The following is an 18,035-nucleotide window of genomic DNA, read 5'->3' on the forward strand; positions in this document are numbered from 1 at the left end:
GCCGCGGAATTGTCGCAATTCGGCAACATTGTGGTAGGAATACATCAGTATCCGCCATCCGCGGATCTCCCGTTTTCAGCACCTCATTGCCGGAATGATCAGCGCAGATACCTCGGCCGCATCCTTTGACACGGCCCCAGCCGAAGAGCCCCGGCGCTGGTCGCTGCGGCGCTGGCTGGCGCCTTTTGCCGTGGCGCTGGCGTTGCTGTCGGCCTTCCTGACCTTCCTGGTCCTGACTGGACTGACGAGGATCGAACCCACGCCGGAGGTTGTTCGGACCTTCTATCTGATCAATGCGGGCACGATCCTGCTGCTGGTCGCGATCATCATCCGCGAGCTCTGGCAGCTGATCCTGGCGCGACGGCGGGGCCGGGCGGCCGCACGCCTCCATGTCCAGATCGTCAGCCTGTTCTCGATCGTGGCGGTGCTGCCGGCGGTGCTCGTCGCCGTCGTCGCCAATGTCACCCTCGAACGCGGCCTTGACCGGTTGTTCTCCGGCCCGACCAAGGAGGTGATCCAGAATTCGCTGACGATTGCGCGGGCCTATATGCAGGACCATGCGCAGCTGATCCGCGGCGACATTCTCGGCATGGCCAACGACATCGCCCACGCCCGGCCGCTCTACGACCAGGATCGCCGGTCGTTCCGCGAGTTGCTGACGGCCAGCGCCGGCTCCCGCAACCTGCCGGGGGCGATGATCATCGACAAGAACACCAACATCCTGGAATCCGCCGACACCGGCATGCGGCTGGCCTATTCGCCGCCCGCGCCGGATTTCCTCAGCAACGTCAACGAGTCCGAGCCAGAGATCGCGATCCTGCCGGACGCGAGCTTCGTCGCCGCGGTGATCCGGCTGCGGGCGTTCAGCGACACCTTCCTCTATGTCGCGCGGCCTCTTGATCCGAATGTCGTTAATCAACTCAAGCAGACCGAGGTCAGCGTCGCCGAATACGCCCAGATCGAGTCGCGCCGGCTCGGCATCCAGGTCGCCTTCGCGCTGATGTTCGCGGTGATCGCACTGACCATCCTGATGGCCTCGGTGCTGATCGGCCTGAACTTCGCCAATTCGCTGGTGGCACCGATCCGGCGCCTGATGAACGCGGCGCATACGGTCTCGACCGGCGATCTCCACGTCAAGGTGCCCGTGCACCAGTCGGAAGGCGACCTCGCCCAGCTAGGTGAGACCTTCAACAAGATGACGCAGGAATTGCGCAGCCAGCGCGACGAGCTCGTCAACGCCAGCGATCTCATCGACAGCCGCCGCCGCTTCATCGAGGCCGTGCTGTCTTCAGCGAGCGCCGGCATCATCGGCGTCGATACGTCGGGCAGCGTCGGTATTATGAACCGCTCCGCCGAGAAGCTGATCGGCCATGCCGAGTCCGAGACGCTCGGCCATCCGCTCTCCGACGTTCTGCCCGAGCTCGACGAGATGATGAAGACGGCGCGGGAAGGAACCCAGCGCCTGGTGCAAGGCCAGATCACGATCACCCGCGACGCGCAGGAACGCAATTTGTCGGTCCGCGTCAGCGCCGAGAAGACCGGTCAGTCGCGCGACAGCTACATCATCACGCTCGACGACATCACCGAGCTCGTCTCGGCGCAGCGCACCTCGGCCTGGGGCGACGTGGCGCGTCGTATCGCACACGAGATCAAGAACCCGCTGACGCCGATCCAGCTCTCTGCCGAGCGCATCCGCCGCAAGTTCGGCAAGACCATCACCGAGGACAAGGACAAGCAGATCTTCGAGCAGTGCACCGACACCATCGTGCGCCAGGTCGACGACATCCGCCGGATGGTCGACGAGTTCTCGCGCTTTGCGCGCATGCCGAAGCCGGTGATGGAGGGCGAGGACGTCGCCGACACCGTGCGGCAGGCGGTGTTCCTGATGAAGGTCGCCCATCCCGAAATCGACATCGAAGTCGAATTCAAAGAGGATCCGCTGCGCGCTCAGTTCGACCGGCGCCTGATCTCGCAGGCGGTCACCAACATCGTCAAGAACGCCACCGAGGCGATCGAGCAGGTCCCGCCCGAGGAGCTCGGCAAGGACTACGGAAAGGGCCGCATCGACGTCGTGGTCTCGCGCCAGGGTGAGGACGTCCTGATCGACGTCATCGACAACGGGATCGGTCTGCCCAAGGTCGCGCGCTCGCGTCTGCTCGAGCCGTACGTGACCACGCGCGCCAAGGGCACCGGCCTTGGGCTTGCGATCGTCGGCCGCGTGCTGGAAGACCACGGCGGCCGCATCGAGCTGAAGGACGCCGCCGACTTCCGGGAGGGCCAGCGCGGCGCCTGGATGCGGATGCGCTTTGCGATGTCCGGCCATCCCGCGAAGGCCGAACTGGCCGAGCAGGCACCGGCCGCCACGGAATCGGCCTCCAAGGACCAGCAAACAAAAGAGCCGGCCGCCGGAACCAAAGAGCCGGAAGACAAGACCAATGATTCAACGAAAATCGAAGCCTCGACAGGCATCTGACAAGACAGGCGCGACCCATGGCAAGTGAAATTCTGATTGTCGATGATGAGGCCGATATTCGGGATCTCGTCGCGGGCATTCTCGAAGACGAGGGGTTCGTCACCCGGACCGCACGCGACAGCGATACGGCGCTGGCCGAGATCGCCAACCGCAGGCCGCATCTGGTGTTCCTCGACATCTGGCTCCAAGGCTCCAAGCTCGACGGCTTGCAGCTGCTGGAGCAGGTCAAGAAAGATAATGCCGATTTGCCGGTGGTGATGATCTCCGGCCACGGCAACATCGAGACCGCGGTCGCCGCGATCAAGCGTGGCGCCTACGATTTCATCGAAAAACCGTTCAAGGCCGACCGGCTGATCCTGGTGGCAACGCGGGCGCTTGAGAACTCGCGTCTCAAGCGCGAGGTCAAGGAACTGAAGCAGCTCGCGCCAAGCGCAAGCTCTCTCGTCGGCCGCTCGCCCAGCATGAACCAACTGCGCCAGACCATCGAGCGCGCGGCGAAGGCCAACAGCCGCATCCTGATCGTCGGCCCCGCCGGCGCCGGCAAGGAATTGACCGCCCGCACGTTGCATACGGCCTCGGGCCGCGCCGACGGTCCCTTCGTCGTGATCAACGCCGCCGCGATCACGCCCGAGCGTATGGAGCACGAGCTGTTCGGCGTCGAGCAGTCCAATGGCGAGCAGGCGCGCAAGCCCGGCGCGCTCGAGGAAGCGCATGGCGGCACGCTGTTCATCGACGAGATCGCGGACATGCCGCGCGAGACCCAGAACAAGATCTTGCGCGTGCTGGTCGAGCAGTCGTTCCAGCGCGTCAGCGGTACCGCCAAGGTGCAGGTCGACGTGCGCATCATCTCTTCGACCGCGCGCAACCTGGAGGAGGAGATCGCGGCCGGCCATTTCCGCGAGGACCTCTATCATCGCCTCTCGGTGGTGCCGATCCGCGTGCCCGCGCTGTCGGAGCGGCGCGAGGACATTCCGGAGTTGATCGACTACTTCATGGAGCAGATTTCCGCCGGAAGCGGCCTGCCCAGGCGCCAGATCGGCCAGGACGCGATGGCCGTGCTGCAATCGCATGTCTGGCCGGGCAATGTGCGCCAGCTGCGGAATAACGTTGAGAGAGTCATGATTCTCGCCGCGGGCGGACCCGAGGTGATCATCACCGCCGACATGTTGCCGCAGGACGTCGGCTCCATGGTTCCGGCGATGCCGACCAGCAACAATGGCGAGCACATCATGGGGCTGCCGCTGCGCGAAGCGCGGGAAGTGTTCGAGCGCGACTACCTGATTGCTCAGATCAGCCGTTTTTCTGGCAATATTTCGCGCACCGCGGAGTTCGTCGGCATGGAACGCTCGGCGCTGCATCGCAAGTTGAAGGCGCTCGGCGTCGGTTGACGCCGCCTGACGGTCAACGATAGGCGAGGAAAATCATCGATTTCCGTAGTTTTTCGGGGCAATAGGGCGTGCTCTGCCGCGTGAAGCGGCTTGCCTAATAACCCGACCTGTCCTCTAATCGCACCGCTGTGCCTCCGAGGGGGATCTCATGAGGGACGGCAACCGGAAGAGGACCCCGAATTTTCAAAAGAGGGCCGCAACCGGCGCAATAAAAAGAAACTCAAAGCGAGAAAAAAACAATGGCGGCAGACCGCGCACAAAACCTACAGGACACCTTCCTTAATCACGTTCGCAAAACCAAAACGCCACTGACGATCTTTCTGGTCAACGGAGTGAAGCTCCAGGGCATCGTGACCTGGTTTGACAATTTCTGTTTGCTGCTTCGGCGCGACGGTCACTCGCAGCTCGTCTACAAGCATGCGATCTCAACCATCATGCCGGGCGCTCCGATCCAGCTGTTCGAAGGCGGCGAGGACCAGCCGGCTTGAGAGTGATCTGATTGGAACCCCGGAATTTCGACGGGGATGCCGACCGTCCGCGGTCGGCAGGGGCTAAGCAGACGGGGCGGGTGCTTGTCATCGGCCCCTACTTGCGAGTGCGCGCGGGCGGTGCCGACGCGCAGTCGGAGAGCTATGTTCTGCGAGACGTCGAGGCCCGGCTCGACGAAGCCGCCGGCCTCGCGCGCGCGATCGATCTCGTCGTCGCGGATGCCATTATCGCGCCGATCAGCCAGATCCGCCCCGCGACCTATATCGGCAAGGGTAAGGTCGAGGAGATCGCCGGGCTCGCCAAGAGCCTCGATGTCGAGCTCGTGGTGATGGATTGCGCGCTTGCGCCGATCCAGCAACGCAATCTCGAGAAGGAGTTGCATGCAAAGGTGCTCGACCGCACCGGCTTGATCCTCGAAATCTTCGGCCGACGCGCCAAGACCAAGGAAGGCTCGCTCCAGGTCGAGCTCGCGCATCTGAACTACCAGCGCTCGCGCCTGGTGCGTTCCTGGACCCATCTCGAACGCCAGCGCGGCGGCTTTGGATTCATGGGCGGTCCCGGCGAGACGCAGATCGAAGCGGACCGCCGCCTGATCCAGGAGCGCATCTCCAAACTCGAGGGCGAACTGAAGAAGGTACAGGCGACGCGGCGCCTGCACCGCGCCGGTCGCCAGCGTGTGCCGTATCGCGTCGTGGCGCTGGTCGGCTACACCAATGCCGGCAAGTCGACGCTGTTCAACCGCCTGACGCGCGCCGACGTGCAGGCCGCCGACATGCTGTTCGCCACGCTCGATCCGACCCTGCGCGCGCTCAGCCTGCCGCATGGCGGCAAGGCGATGCTGTCGGACACCGTCGGCTTCATCTCCAATTTGCCGACGCAGCTCGTGGCCGCCTTCCGCGCCACGCTCGAGGAGGTGCTGGAGGCTGACGTCATCCTGCATGTCCGCGACATCGCCCATGACGACGCCGAGGCGCAGCAGAGCGACGTCGACGCAGTGCTGCGCCAGCTCGGCATCAACCCCGACGACTCCGGTCGCATCATCGAGGTCTGGAACAAGATCGATCGCTTCGACGTGGAGCAACGCGAGGAGCTGCTCAACATCGCCGCTCGCAGGCCGGAGGATCATCCGGCGATGCTGGTGTCCGCCGTGTCGGGCGAGGGGATTGATGTGCTGCTTGCCGCGATCGAAGAGCGGCTCGCCGCCAAACGCACCACGCTCGATCTGTCGATCGACGCGGCCGATGGCGCCGGCATCTCCTGGCTGCATCGCAATGCCGAGGTGCTGGCGAAGGAGCTGCACGACGGCCGATTCGACATGACGGTCCGGGTCGATGAGACCAAGAGGGATATCGTGGTGAACCGGTTCGACGCCGTGCTGCGTCTCTCCACATAAACCGCCGTCGCCCCGGCGAAGGCCGGGACCCATACCGCGTGATCTATCGAGGTAAGGCGGTCCTCGTACCGACGAGCGCGTGACTCCGAGTCTTCACTTAACTACGCCCTGGGTTATGGCTCCCGGCCTTCGCCGGGACGTCGGCGGCGTTAGCGGCGGGCTTGATTGCTTTTCTCAACAGTTGGAGGCTTCTGCTCTTCACCCTTCGCCGCATTCCACAGCGCATCCATCTCCGCCAGCGACGCCTGTTCCAGCGTCCGTCCCTGCGCCTCCAGCGCACGCTCGATAAAGGCAAAACGACGCTCGAATTTCGCATTGGTCGCGCGCAGCGCGCTTTCCGGATCGGCATCGATGTGGCGTGCGAGGTTGACCACGGCGAACAGGAGATCGCCGGTCTCTTCCTCAAGTTCCTGCTTGTCGTTGCGGTCGAGAGCGGCCTCGATCTCGTCGGCTTCCTCGCGGATCTTTTGCAGCACCGCGCGCGGGTCGTTCCAGTCGAAGCCGACGGTGGAGGCCTTGCGCTGGAGCTCCATGGCGCGGGTCAGCGCCGGTTGGCCGGCCTTCACGCCCGATAGCAGCGATTTGTGCGACGTCTGCTCCGGCGGCCGGCGCGCGGCACGCTCGGCCTTTTCCTCGGCCTTGATGCGGTCCCAGACTTCCTTGACGTGGGACGAGGCGAGGTTGCCGTCCTTGTCGGCGAAGACGTGAGGATGGCGCCGGATCATCTTGCGGGTGATGGCCTCGACGACGTCGCCGAAGGCAAAGGCATTCTGTTCCTCGGCCATCTGGGCATGGAACACCACCTGCAACAGCAGATCGCCGAGCTCTTCGCGCAAATCATCGAGATCGCCGCGGTCGATCGCGTCAACCACCTCATGGGCTTCCTCGATCGTGTAGGGTGCGATCGTCGCAAAGTTCTGCTCGAGGTCCCAGGGGCAGCCGGTCACCGGCGTGCGCAGCGCGGCCATGATCTCGATCAGGCGGGAAATGTCGCGGGAAGGGGTCATTGCAGGCCATTCTCCTTGCTCTCAAGCCTTATGCCAAAAGCGGCCCGCCGTTCCCAGCGCCGGCGTGCGGAACGGGCCGATTTCCACCGATTGGCGGGTAGCTCCCGCAGTGCTAAAGCGCGGCCATGAGTGACGCATTTTCATCCGAAACCGCGCTGGTGCTGTTTTCCGGCGGCCAGGATTCCACCACCTGCCTCGCCTGGGCGCTCAGCCGCTTCGCGCGCGTCGAGACGCTGGGGTTCGACTACGGCCAGCGCCATGCGATCGAGCTTGCCTGCCGCGACCGACTGATCGGTGGCCTCAAGGCGATGCGTGCAGATTGGGCGGACAAGCTCGGCGAGAGCCACACGCTGTCGATCCCGACGCTGGCTGCGATCTCGGACACAGCGTTAACACGCGATGTCGCGATCGCGATGGGCGCCGACGGCCTGCCCAACACCTTCGTGCCCGGCCGCAACTTAGTATTCCTGACCTTCGCCGCGGCGCTGGCCTACCGGCGCGGCATCACCCACATCGTCGGCGGCATGTGCGAGACTGATTATTCCGGCTATCCCGATTGCCGCGACGACACCATCCGCGCCATGCAGGCCGCGCTCTCGCTCGGCATGGCCCGCAAGATCGAACTGCATACGCCGCTGATGTGGATCGACAAGGCCGCGACCTGGAAGCTCGCGCATGACCTCGGTGGTGACGGGCTCGTCGACCTCATCCGCGAGCAGTCGCACACCTGCTATCTCGGCGAACGCGGCGCGCAGCATGCGTGGGGATATGGCTGCGGGGCGTGTCCTGCGTGCAGCCTGCGGGCGAAGGGGTGGCGGGAGTATGTGGCGGCGAGCTAACGCCTCAAACTCACCGCCATTGCGAGGAGCCCTTGCGACGAAGCCAACTCGCAATGACGAGTGGGGCGAGACCTACCGAAAATCCTCTGCCATCAACTCGATCGGCTTGCCATGCGGCGTGCGATCGGCGGCCCGGTCCCAGGCGTCGCGGTAGCGATGCAGCGTCTCCGTGGAGGTGACGCCCTTGCTTGCAACGAGCCGTTCCAGCGTGGCGAGCCAGTGCAGATAGTAGGTTTCGCCGGTGTCGGGATCGCCGGCGGCCTGCGCGCGCTTGATCTCGACGGCGAGGGCTGCGGCCCATTCCGGCCAAGTGAACACGCCGCGCTCGTGCAGCGTCAGCGCCATTGCGAAGGCATGGGCCTCCCAGGGCGCGCGGAAAACCGGGCCGTCGTCATCGCGGGGAATGCTCGGTATAGCCGCCGTCGCAGCGGCCGCAGCCGTGCCGCTCATCACGCCGGGTCCAGATAGGGCTCGAACGCGTCGATCGAGACTTTTGAGGTCGGATCACCATCCGCGCCCCAGAGATCGCGGCCTTCGAACACGACCGTGTAGAGCCATTGCGGATTTTCGCCGAGCTCCATCGCCGCGGAATCCGGGAAAACCTGACAGCCGTGGTTCAGCTCGACGACACCGACGTGGCCGCGCGCATAGCGCGGCAGCCGCGTGTGGGTCGTGGGATGAATGTTCTTCGCGCGTACGCGGTCACCGATCTTGAACCTGGCCGGCGCCCGAGCAGGGCGGGCGAACTTGCCGCGCACCATGGTGCGGTCGACATCGTCGCGAGCGAGCTTGCCATGCTTGAGTACTTTCGCAGGCTGCACCGCGTGGCCGGCCGCGACGTCCTCCCGGGTGAGGTAGCCCTTCTCGATCAGCATCTCCTCGAGCCCGAGGAACCATTTCTGGTAATAGGAGCTCGACAGATAGACATGCGGCGGCAGCGTCTCGCGATAGAAACGCGAAGTGTCAATGTTGAAGGCCCCGGCGGCCCCCATCGCGCGCACCATCGCAAGGACACGCGCTTCCCAGTCGGCATGGAACGTCGGCTCGTTGGGCTCGGGCTCGACCTTGCCGAAGCCGTCCATGCCGCCCATGTCGTGCACGCCGTTCACGACGGCGCTCCGGGCTTTTTGGGGAAGCCGGTCCCGATCATGGAGTCGCGGGTGACGAGCTCGGCGAGCTGCTCCTCGCTCCAGCCTTCCGTGCCTTCGGGCCGCATCGGCAGCACCAGGAAGCGCGTCTCCGCGGTCGAATCCCACACCCGGATTTCCATGCCCTTCGGCAGCGTGACATCGAAATCGGCGAGCACGCCCCGCGGGTCCTTGACCGCGCGCGAGCGATACGGCGAGGCCTTGTACCAGACCGGCGGCAACCCGAGCATTTCCCAGGGGTAGCAGGAGCACAGCGTGCAAACGACCATGTTGTGACGCTGCGGCGTATTCTCGATCACGACGAGATGGTCGCCGACGCGGCTGACATGGCCGAGCGTGCCGATGGCCTTGGAGCCGTCCTCCAGCAGCGCTGTCTTGAAGGCCGGATCGGTCCATGCCTTGGCGACGACGCGGGCGCCGTTGTGCGGGCCGATCTTGGTCTCGTAGGCCTGGATGATGGCGTCGAGCGCGGCCGGCTCGACATAGCCTTTTTCGGTCAGGATCGTCTCGAGCGCGCGCACGCGCAACTCGGTCTCGGACAACTCCGAATGGTCGTGATCGTCATGATGATGGTGGTCACTCATGGGGGCGAACATAGTCCCAGAATCCGGGCGTTGTCGAGGCGAAGACTCTGCTAGCATGGTCACATGGGCTTCGAGGCTGGAAGAGCTGGAATGGCAGCCGCAATCGCGGCAATGACGTGGCTTGCCGCGCAAGCGGCGCATGCTGCGAATGGCGCCTATGCGGTGGATGCAGCCGACATTTCCGAGGTCGGCTCCTGCAAGGTCGAAAGCTGGATGTCGGCGGCCACCAACACCGACTTCTCCGCGGTCGCCAACCCGTCCTGCGTCGTCGATCCCTTCAGGCCGATCGAGCTGAGCGTCAATACCAACCGCGCCCGCAGCGACGATGACTGGAGCACGACGGTTGCGCCCAAGGCCAAGACGAATTTTGTTCCGACAGGCGTCGGGAGATGGGGATTCTCGGCCTATGTCGGCGGGTCCTTAGATGCGGCGACCGGCGAAAACCTGTCCGCGTTTGCCGTCATTCCCGCGACCTTTCGCCTCTCCGAGACCATGCGCATCAACCTCAACGGCGGCTGGCTCTGGGATCGCACGGTCGATCGCCACTATCTGACCTACGGCATCGGCTTCGACTGGAAGTTCACCGACACGTTGCAGTGGACGATCGAGGCGTACGGGCAGGCCGGAGCCTCGGAGATCGCAAGCGTGGTGCAGCCGCGGTTTCAGACCGGCGTGCGCTACCGGCCTAATGAAATATTCTCTGTCGATCTGATCTATGGCCGGAACATCACCGGCGAGAATTCCAACTGGATCACGCTCGGCACCACGATCCGCTTCCCGGCGCCCGGTACCACCCAACCGGAGCATCGGCGCACTGGCCATCTGTAACGGCAAGAACAATAGGAATAGGGAGGCTGCCTTGGCCGACCATGTGAAGGTCGAGAAAGGCCATGGGCCGAGGGTCGGATGCCGCAAGCCGCGTTTCAAGGGCCGGTAGAATTCAAGCCGGGCATTGATCGCGCCGCGGACAGTCCGTATACGCCGCGCTGGGACAAAAGCGGCTCGGTCAACGAGGTCGTAGAATGCCATTGAAATTGAGGGGGAGGCTCATGACGGCCAGTTCAAACGTGCCTGAGGCGAAAGGGTTTCGCTGGAAGCTGATCGCGCCGCTCGTGGTGTGGCTCGTGATCTATCTGTGGCCGGTGCCGGCCGGGCTCAACGTCAACCAGTGGCACTATTTTGCAGTCTTTGCCGCCGTCATCACCGGGCTCATTCTGGAATCGATGCCGGTCGGCGCGGTCGGCCTGATCGGGCTGACGGTCGCCGGCGTCGGCGGCTATATCGATCCCGATCCGACCAAGTCGCTGCGCTGGATGCTGGCGGGCTTTGCCGAAAGCACGGTGTGGCTGATCGTCGGCGCCTTCGTGTTCTCGATCGGCTATCGCAAGAGCCAGCTTGGCCGGCGCATTGCCCTTGTGCTGGTGCAAAAGCTCGGCGGCAACACGCTCGGTCTCGGCTACGCGGTGGCAATGTCGGACTTCCTGCTGGCGCCGGCGACGCCGTCCAACACCGCGCGTAGCGGCGGCATCGTCTATCCCATCATCAGTAACATCCCGCGCATCTATGGCTCCGAGCCGGGACCGACCGCCGGCAAGATCGGCACCTACGTGATGTGGACCGCGTTCGCGTCGACCGCCGTCACGAGCTCGCTGTTCTTCACTGCGCTCGCGCCCAACGCCGCCGCGCTTGCGATCGCCAAGAAGACGGTCGGGGTCGACGTGAGCTGGGGCCAATGGTTCATCGGCTTCGCGCCGTTCGGCCTCCTCCTGATGGTGCTGGTCCCGCTGCTGAGCTACGCGGTGTGCCGGCCGGAAGTGAAGCGCAGCCCCGAAATCTCCGAATGGGCGGGGAAGGAGCTCGGGGTGATGGGCCCGATGTCGCGCAACGAGTGGATCATGCTGGGCCTGATCGTGCTCGCGATGTTCCTGTGGATCGCGGGCTCGAGCCCGGACATCCACGTGCCGGTGCTGGGTTCGAACTTCGTCAACGCCACCACCGTCGTGTTCATCGTGATCTCGCTGATGCTGGTCACCGGCGTGATCGAGTTTGCCGACATCGTCAGCGAGAAGAGCGCCTGGGAGGTGTTCTTCTATTTCACCTCCTTGCTGACGCTGGCCTCAGGCCTCAACGAGATCGGCTTCATCAAATGGTTCGCGAATGAATACGCCAAGCCGCTCGCCGGGCTGTCGCCATCGACAGCGATGATCCTGCTGGTCGCGCTGTTCTTCTGGATCCATTATTTCTTCTCGAGCATCACCTCGCACGCTGCAGCGGTGCTGCCGGTGGTGCTCGCGGTCGGATCGGGCATCCCCGATCTGCCGGTCACGACCCTCGCCATGCTCTGCATGTATTCGCTCGGCCTGATGGGCGTGATCTCGCCCTACGCGACGGGGCCGGCGCCGATGTATTTCGGCAGCGGCTATATCGGGAAGGGCCAGTTCTGGGGCTTCGGCCTGATCTTCGGGCTTCTCTATTTCAGCGGGCTGCTCTTGATCGTGCTGCCGTGGTTGCAGATGGTCCGGTAGGCCGGGCCGCAGGCTGATGCCCCGGCGGAGGAATTTTCTTCTCCGGGGAGGGATTGGGGAAACTTCATCCATCTCCTCGCAAATATCTGAAATTGCAACAAAGACCGGATCGGGCGATGGTGCGTGCTGCAGTGCAGCGCAGTTCACCGCGCGGTCGCTGTTCCCCGTCGCTTGATGCGACCTTGCTCTCGCGTGCGCCTCCCGGTGGGCGAGCAGACGAACTATTGTGCATGAAGGCCGTTTCCATGAACGCCCACCAATCGCTCGCGATCGGACAGCCGGTCGAAACGCTTGAAGCGATTTCACCCGCCGCCCAGCCCGACACGATGGTCCGGCTCGCTGGTATTTCGAAGACCTATCCGGCCTATCGCGGCAAGCCCGGCGTCAATGCGCTGCAAGGTATCGACTTCGCGATCCCGCGCGGCTCGATCACCGGCGTGATCGGCCGCTCGGGCGCGGGCAAGTCGAGCCTGGTGCGGCTGATCAACGGGCTGGAGAAGCCGACCACGGGTCGTGTCGTCGTCGACGGCCGCGATATCTCCGCGCTAGCCGGCCACGAGTTGCGCCTGGCGCAGCGTTCGATCGGTATGATCTTCCAGCACTTCAACCTGCTGTCGTCGCGGACCGCGGCGAGCAACATTGCGCTGCCGCTCGAGATTGCCGGCTGGGCGAAAGCTGACATCCGGGAACGCGTTGCCGAGCTGCTTGCGCTGGTCGGGATCGCCGACAAGCACGACCGTTATCCTTCGGAACTCTCCGGCGGCCAGAAACAGCGCGTCGGCATCGCCCGGGCGCTCGCGACCCGTCCCAGCGTGCTGCTGTCGGACGAAGCGACCTCGGCGCTCGATCCGCAGACCACCCGCGCGATCCTCGATCTGCTCGCCAACATCAACCGCGAGCTCGGCGTGACCATCGTGCTGATCACCCACGAAATGTCCGTTGTCCGCCAGCTCGCGAAGGAAGTGGTGGTGCTCGACGCCGGCCATGTCGTCGAAAGCGGTCATGTCGCCGACATCTTCACCCATCCCAAGCATCCGATCACGCAATCCTTTCTGGCCGAGGCGATCGGCGACAGCCTGCCGGTGTCGCTGGCGAGCCGGATCGTGCCGCAGCCGGCTGCCGGCGGGCAGGCTGTCATCCGCGTTCAGGTCCGCGGCGCAGGGGCCGGCGATACGCTGGTTGCGCGGCTCGCGCGCGAGCTCGGCCTCGACGTCTCGCTGCTGGCGGCCCGCATCGACGAGATCGGCGGCCAGCATGTGGGATCGCTGGTTCTCGGCATTCCCGGCGGCGAGGGCGCGGCGACGCGGGTTGTTGCCTGGCTCTCTCAATATCAATTCTCGGCGGAGCGTCTCGGCTATGTCGCCTGAACTCATCAATTTGATCATCCAGGCCACCGGCGAAAGCCTGTTCATGGTTGGGGTCGCGGCGCTGCTCGGCACCGCCTTCGGCCTGCCGATCGGCGTCTTTCTCGCGACCAGCCGGAAGGGGGAGCTGTTCGCGGCCCCGACCGTCAATGCCGCACTCGGCATCGTTGTCAACGCCACGCGCTCCACGCCGTTCATCATCCTGGTGGTCGCGATCATCCCGTTCACGCGTCTCGTGGCCGGCACGTCGATCGGATCGACGGCGGCGATCGTGCCGCTCACCATCGCGTCGACGCCGTTCATTGCGCGGCTGGTGGAAGCTGCGATCCGCGAGGTCGACGGCGGCCTGATCGAGACTGCATCGTCGTTCGGCGCATCGCCGCTCCAGATCGTGTTCAAGGTACTGATCCCAGAGGCGCTGCCGGGTCTTCTGCTGGCGCTGACGCTCGCGGTGGTCAGCCTGCTCGGCTACTCCGCCATGGTCGGCGCGGTCGGTGGCGGCGGCCTCGGTGATCTCGGAATCCGCTATGGCTACCAGCGCTTCATGCCGGAGATGATGCTGGCCGTCGTCGTCGTGCTGATCGCGCTGGTGCAGCTCGTTCAGAGCGCCGGCGACTATCTGGCGCGCCGGGTCAATCGCCGGCTGCGGCATCGCTGACACAGACTTTCTGACATTGGAGACATCAATGCGTTTTCTCGTAACGATGACGGCTGCCGCGCTCATGCTGGCGAACCACGCCAGCGCCGAAACCATCCGGGTCGGCGTCACCGCAGGTCCGCATGCCGAGATCATGGACGTCGTGAAGAAGGTCGGGGCCGAGCGCGGCCTCGACATCAAGGTGGTGGAATTCACCGACTACGTGATCCCGAACCAGGCGCTGGCGCTGAAGGACCTCGAAGCGAACTCGTTCCAGCACGAGCCGTATTTGAAGAACCAGATCTCCAAGACCGGCTGGAAGATCGTCAAGGTCGCGACCACGATCGGCTCGCCGCAGGGTGTCTATTCGCAAAAGTACAAGAAGCTCACTGAGCTTCCCGAAGGCGCCCGCGTCGCCATCGCCAACGATCCCTCCAACGGCGCCCGCGGCCTGATGATCCTGGCGCTGCACGGCGTGATCAAGCTCAGGGATCCCGACAACGTCGCCTCGACCATCGCCGACATCACCGACAACCCGAAGAAGCTGCGCTTCGTCGAGCTCGACGCCGCCCAGCTCCCGCGCGCGCTCCAGGACGTCGACGTCGTCTCGATCAACAACAATTATGCCGTGCAGGCCGGGCTCAATCCGGCGGTCGATGCGATCGCCCGCGAGAACCCCGATGGTCCCTGGGTCAACATCCTCGCCGTCCGCGAGGAGGACAAGGACAAGCCCTGGGTCAAGCCGCTGATCGAGGCCTATCGCTCCGATCCCGTGAAGGCGTTCTTGGAGACGCGCTTCAAGGGAACGTATCTGCCGGCCTGGTGAACGTCCCACGTCCGCACTTCAGATTGCCGCGCGAGGTACAGTCTATCCGCTGCGTGGGGTATTCACCTCTCTCCCCAGCGCGGAAAGGTCGTCGGATTGCGCCTGGCGATGCGAAGCATCGTCCAGTGCAATCCGGGTGGGGGCCGCACTGCGAGCATATGCCAGCGGAATATGCTTAAATGGCAATGCGAATACAACGACAGGGGCATGAGGTGGACATCAGACAAGACGATCCGACGGCGCCCCATGTCGCCGACTTGTTGGCATATCATCTGGAGGAGCTGCGTAGCGTCATGGCCGAGCACGCATTCGCACTGGATGCGACCGGTCTTTCGGCTGCGGCCGTGACTTTCTGGACGGCCTGGCAGGACGATATGCTGGTTGGATTCGGCGCTCTGAAGCAGCTGGATGACACGCATGGAGAAGTGAAGTCGATGCGCGCCGCCCCCGCTGCACGGCGCACTGGGGTAGGGCGGACTATTCTGTGCCACATCATCGCTGAAGCACGTAAACGGGGGTATGCGCGCCTCAGCTTGGAGACTGGTACGGCAGCGTTGCACGCTCCTGCTATCTCGCTCTACCGCAACGCCGGCTTCGTACCCTGTGAGCCGTTTGCCGACTATCGGGCCAGCCCACACAACCAGTTCATGAGACTCGACCTGTTGGATTGAGCTGCCTCGCTCCGGTGTTCTTTTTCAAGAACGGCAAGCGCCGCCGACAGGCAGAATTTTGTCTGCCTGGAAATATTTCGAATCCAAAGTCGTGGAACCGCAGGGAATGGGCGCATTGGCCGCACGTGCTGCGCACACGTCTGGAGAGATTCTAACGCTGCGCCTATCGCACTCCGAAAACGCCTGCGTTAGGGCGAGGCATCAAAAATCGTACCGGCAAAGCCGGCGACTGTGGGGCCTCGCAAGACGTGACAGACTTCCAACGCGTGGCGTGGACGGCGGGACATAGACGAGCGGAAGCGGCGGCGTCTTTTGGACGGCTGTGCCCGGCCGTGACGCTGTGGAGGTGTCAGCGCCCCAAGCTCTCACGTCACCTGCGATTGCCTTGGCAACAGGGAAGCGGGACCTGCTTGGTGAGATTTAGACGATGAGAGCGATATTTGGTCGGCTGCATCGCTGGGCGGGACTGCTTACGGCAGGATTCCTGTTCTTTTCCGGCATCACCGGGGCGATCATCTCCTGGGATCATGAGATCGACGACGTCCTGAACCGGCACCTGTTCGATGTCACGAGCAAAGGGTCGGCAATTCCCTCCATCGAGCTCGCCAGGCAGATCGAGCAGCGCGATCCGCGGGCACGCTGGTCTACCTCTTCATGACGCCGGAGCAGGGCCGGTCGCTGTGGTTCTTCGTGATGCCGCGGATCGATCCGGCGACCGGCAAGCGCTACGCGCTCGACTACAATCAGATCTTCCTCGATCCCAACACGGGCGTCGAGCTCGGCCGGCGCTACTGGGGCGCGGTGTGGCCGGTGACGCGGGAGAACTTCGTCTCGTTCCTCTACAAGCTGCACTACACGATGCACATTCCGGAGTTCTGGGGCAGCGACCGCTGGGGCATGCGCGTGCTCGGCGTGATCGCCATCATCTGGACCATCGATTGCTTTGTCGGCTTCTATCTCACGCTGCCCGCACGACGCAGCGCCAGGGCCGCGCGGGCGCCTCAAGTCACGCGCCAGCTCGATCGCGGCTTCTGGGCGCGCTGGGCGCCGGCCTGGACCGTCAAGACAAGCGGCAGCGCCTACCGGATCAATTTCGACATCCACCGCGCTTTCAGTCTCTGGACCTGGGCGCTGCTGTTCGTCATCGCCTTCACGGCGTTCTCGCTGAACCTCTATTTCGAGGTGTTTTCGCCGCTGATGAAGATGGTGTCGAACTATACGCCGACGCCCTATGAGCAGAGGGCGTACCGGGATCTCGACGATCCCATCGAGCCCAAGGTCAGCTTTGCCGACATCGCGGCGCGCGCGGCGGCCGACGGCAAGGGGCGAGGGTGGACCACCCCGGTCGGCTCGATCAATTACGGCCCTGCCCATGGCGTCTATGCCGCCGCCTTCTTCCATCCTGGCGACGACCACGGCGCCGGCGGTGTCGGCCCGGCGCAGCTCTACTACGACAGCGAGGATGGACATCCGATCGGCGAAAGGCTGCCATGGGTCGGCACCGCCGCTGATATCTTTGTGCAGGCGCAGTTCCCGCTGCACTCGGGGCGCATCGTCGGGCTCTTCGGCCGCATCCTGATCTCGATCATGGGGCTGGTGGTGGCGGCCCTTTCGGTCACAGGGGTCGTGATCTGGTGGCGCAAGCGCCGCGCCCGTGTCCGCGTCCGTGAGACCTCTGCGACTCGCCTGAGCCGGCAGCTCACACCGGCGGAGTAGGGCACCCGGGTCCGCCCGGCCTGCGCGGATGAACCTTCACGCGAAACAAAGGCACAAAGGCTGGAGACAGCTCTTGCCTCCTGGGATCGCTATGAAGTGGCTTGCCTTGCTCTGCCTGCTCGTGTTCGCTACCAACGCAAATGCGGCCGCTCCCGAGCAGCACTATTTCGACCTGCGCGATCGCTACATCGCAAAGTTCTCGAAGGCGGCGGAAAACGACGAGACCTACAAGCAGCACGACGCCGCGCTGAAGGAGCTGGCAAGCGTGCTGCGTGGCCTGATCGGGCCGGTCACGATCAAGGGGCTTCCGGCGGATGCGAAGTCCAACGCGGACACGCTATACAGGGGCGACTCAGGCTTCGGCCATCTCGACGGGCTCGCTTTCGCGTCCGAAGCCGACAAGACGCAAGCCGTGGTGACGACCATTGCGCTGCTCAAGCACTGGCTTCGCGAGCACCGCGAGGACGGCATGCCGCAGGAGATCGGCGCCGCCTTCAAGTCGGACCGCTTCTACTACGCCGCGATCCAGGACGCCGCCTTCGCCAAATATGCGGAGCTACCGATCGCCAAGCCTGCGGCGGCAAGCGTCGCGGTCGCCGTGCTGGGCCTGCGCGGCAATGGCGATCTGAAGGGACCGCCAAGCGAAATCGATGTCGTCGCGATCCAGGGCGAGAAGGTCTTCTTCATCGCAGCACGCGACGCCGTGAAGACGGCTCCGATCGCAGCCTGCGAGAAGGTCTGGAAGCAGATGATGGCAAAGCCGATCGACCAGAACGACCCGCGCGGCGACATGACCCGCGAAGACAACGCAATGACGGCCTTCACCCAGTGCTTCGCCAAGGCGGCGCCGAGCCAGAGCTGGTTCGCGACAGTCGTCAAGAAGGCGCAGAGCCAGTTGGATCTGCTGCCGCTGCGCTAGTTCCGCTGCGTCACAAGTCTCGGCGGCGTCGAAAGGAATGGCGAAGGCGCTCATTC

General features: G+C 64.2%; 16 protein-coding genes and 1 pseudogene. 13 read left to right on the plus strand and 4 right to left on the minus strand.

Translation table 11 applies throughout. The features are described from left to right. Positions 1-94 precede the first annotated feature (94 nt). The 4 genes from IVB18_RS25220 to hflX all read left to right on the plus strand — a co-directional run bounded on the left by IVB18_RS25220 (position 95) and on the right by hflX (position 5,743). Positions 95-2,473 (plus strand): PAS domain-containing sensor histidine kinase, encoded by a 2,379-nt coding sequence (locus IVB18_RS25220; RefSeq protein ID WP_247983137.1) that lies wholly within the window; start codon positions 95-97, stop codon positions 2,471-2,473. 17 nt (positions 2,474-2,490) lie between these two features. Then, on the plus strand, positions 2,491-3,861 hold the full coding sequence (locus tag IVB18_RS25225; RefSeq protein WP_247983138.1) for a sigma-54 dependent transcriptional regulator: 1,371 nt from the start codon (positions 2,491-2,493) through the stop codon (positions 3,859-3,861). A 239-nt stretch (positions 3,862-4,100) separates the two neighbouring features. Next, the gene (gene hfq / locus IVB18_RS25230; protein ID WP_007591126.1) at positions 4,101-4,349 is read left to right on the plus strand and encodes an RNA chaperone Hfq; all 249 of its coding nucleotides are present in this window, start codon (positions 4,101-4,103) and stop codon (positions 4,347-4,349) included. Positions 4,350-4,360: 11 nt separating this feature from the next. Next, on the plus strand, positions 4,361-5,743 hold the full coding sequence (gene hflX, locus IVB18_RS25235) for a GTPase HflX (RefSeq protein ID WP_247983139.1): 1,383 nt from the start codon (positions 4,361-4,363) through the stop codon (positions 5,741-5,743). Between the two features lie 149 nt (positions 5,744-5,892). On the opposite strand, the gene mazG is transcribed toward hflX, so the two are convergent. Beyond that, positions 5,893-6,750 carry a nucleoside triphosphate pyrophosphohydrolase gene (gene mazG, locus IVB18_RS25240; RefSeq protein ID WP_247983140.1) on the minus strand — a complete coding sequence of 286 codons (858 nt, stop codon included), beginning with the start codon at positions 6,748-6,750 and terminating at the stop codon, positions 5,893-5,895. A gap of 125 nt (positions 6,751-6,875) precedes the next feature. Between mazG and queC the strand changes: the two genes are divergently transcribed. Further along, positions 6,876-7,589, plus strand: coding sequence for a 7-cyano-7-deazaguanine synthase QueC (queC, locus tag IVB18_RS25245; RefSeq protein ID WP_247983141.1), 714 nt, complete (start codon positions 6,876-6,878; stop codon positions 7,587-7,589). Between the two features lie 72 nt (positions 7,590-7,661). Here the strand turns inward: queC and IVB18_RS25250 are convergent, their stop codons facing one another. From IVB18_RS25250 to nthA, 3 genes are read right to left on the minus strand one after another with little or no spacing between them, the layout of a single operon-like run. Continuing rightward, a complete protein-coding gene (locus IVB18_RS25250; RefSeq protein WP_247983142.1) occupies positions 7,662-8,039 on the minus strand; it encodes a nitrile hydratase accessory protein in 378 nt (125 codons plus the stop codon). After that, positions 8,039-8,698, minus strand: a complete 660-nt coding sequence (nthB, locus tag IVB18_RS25255) for a nitrile hydratase subunit beta (RefSeq protein ID WP_247983143.1) — start codon at positions 8,696-8,698, stop codon at positions 8,039-8,041. Before nthB ends, IVB18_RS25250 begins: the two co-directional genes overlap by 1 nt. Continuing rightward, positions 8,695-9,321: a nitrile hydratase subunit alpha gene (gene nthA, locus IVB18_RS25260; protein ID WP_247983144.1), complete on the minus strand. Its 627-nt coding sequence runs from the start codon at positions 9,319-9,321 to the stop codon at positions 8,695-8,697. Before nthA ends, nthB begins: the two co-directional genes overlap by 4 nt. Before the next feature lie 63 nt (positions 9,322-9,384). Between nthA and IVB18_RS25265 the strand changes: the two genes are divergently transcribed. The 8 genes and pseudogenes from IVB18_RS25265 (at position 9,385) to IVB18_RS25300 (ending at position 17,979) form a co-directional block, all read left to right on the plus strand. Further along, positions 9,385-10,149 (plus strand): hypothetical protein, encoded by a 765-nt coding sequence (locus IVB18_RS25265; protein WP_346732555.1) that lies wholly within the window; start codon positions 9,385-9,387, stop codon positions 10,147-10,149. 221 nt (positions 10,150-10,370) lie between these two features. Continuing rightward, entirely contained in the window at positions 10,371-11,846 is a 1,476-nt protein-coding gene (locus IVB18_RS25270; protein ID WP_247983146.1) for a DASS family sodium-coupled anion symporter, read from the plus strand. Between the two features lie 230 nt (positions 11,847-12,076). Then, on the plus strand, positions 12,077-13,213 hold the full coding sequence (locus tag IVB18_RS25275; protein WP_247983147.1) for a methionine ABC transporter ATP-binding protein: 1,137 nt from the start codon (positions 12,077-12,079) through the stop codon (positions 13,211-13,213). Then, positions 13,203-13,868 (plus strand): methionine ABC transporter permease, encoded by a 666-nt coding sequence (locus tag IVB18_RS25280; RefSeq protein ID WP_247983148.1) that lies wholly within the window; start codon positions 13,203-13,205, stop codon positions 13,866-13,868. Before IVB18_RS25275 ends, IVB18_RS25280 begins: the two co-directional genes overlap by 11 nt. 28 nt (positions 13,869-13,896) lie before the next feature. Further along, positions 13,897-14,673, plus strand: a complete 777-nt coding sequence (locus IVB18_RS25285; protein WP_247983149.1) for a MetQ/NlpA family ABC transporter substrate-binding protein — start codon at positions 13,897-13,899, stop codon at positions 14,671-14,673. A 212-nt stretch (positions 14,674-14,885) separates the two neighbouring features. Further along, positions 14,886-15,344, plus strand: coding sequence for a GNAT family N-acetyltransferase (locus IVB18_RS25290; protein WP_247983150.1), 459 nt, complete (start codon positions 14,886-14,888; stop codon positions 15,342-15,344). A gap of 427 nt (positions 15,345-15,771) precedes the next feature. Further along, positions 15,772-17,060: pseudogene (gene fsrB / locus IVB18_RS25295) on the plus strand (siderophore utilization protein FsrB). A 91-nt stretch (positions 17,061-17,151) separates the two neighbouring features. Next, positions 17,152-17,979: a hypothetical protein gene (locus IVB18_RS25300; protein WP_247983151.1), complete on the plus strand. Its 828-nt coding sequence runs from the start codon at positions 17,152-17,154 to the stop codon at positions 17,977-17,979. Positions 17,980-18,035: the final 56 nt, after the last annotated feature.

The sequence above is a fragment of the Bradyrhizobium sp. 186 genome (assembly GCF_023101685.1).
Classification (GTDB): domain Bacteria; phylum Pseudomonadota; class Alphaproteobacteria; order Rhizobiales; family Xanthobacteraceae; genus Bradyrhizobium.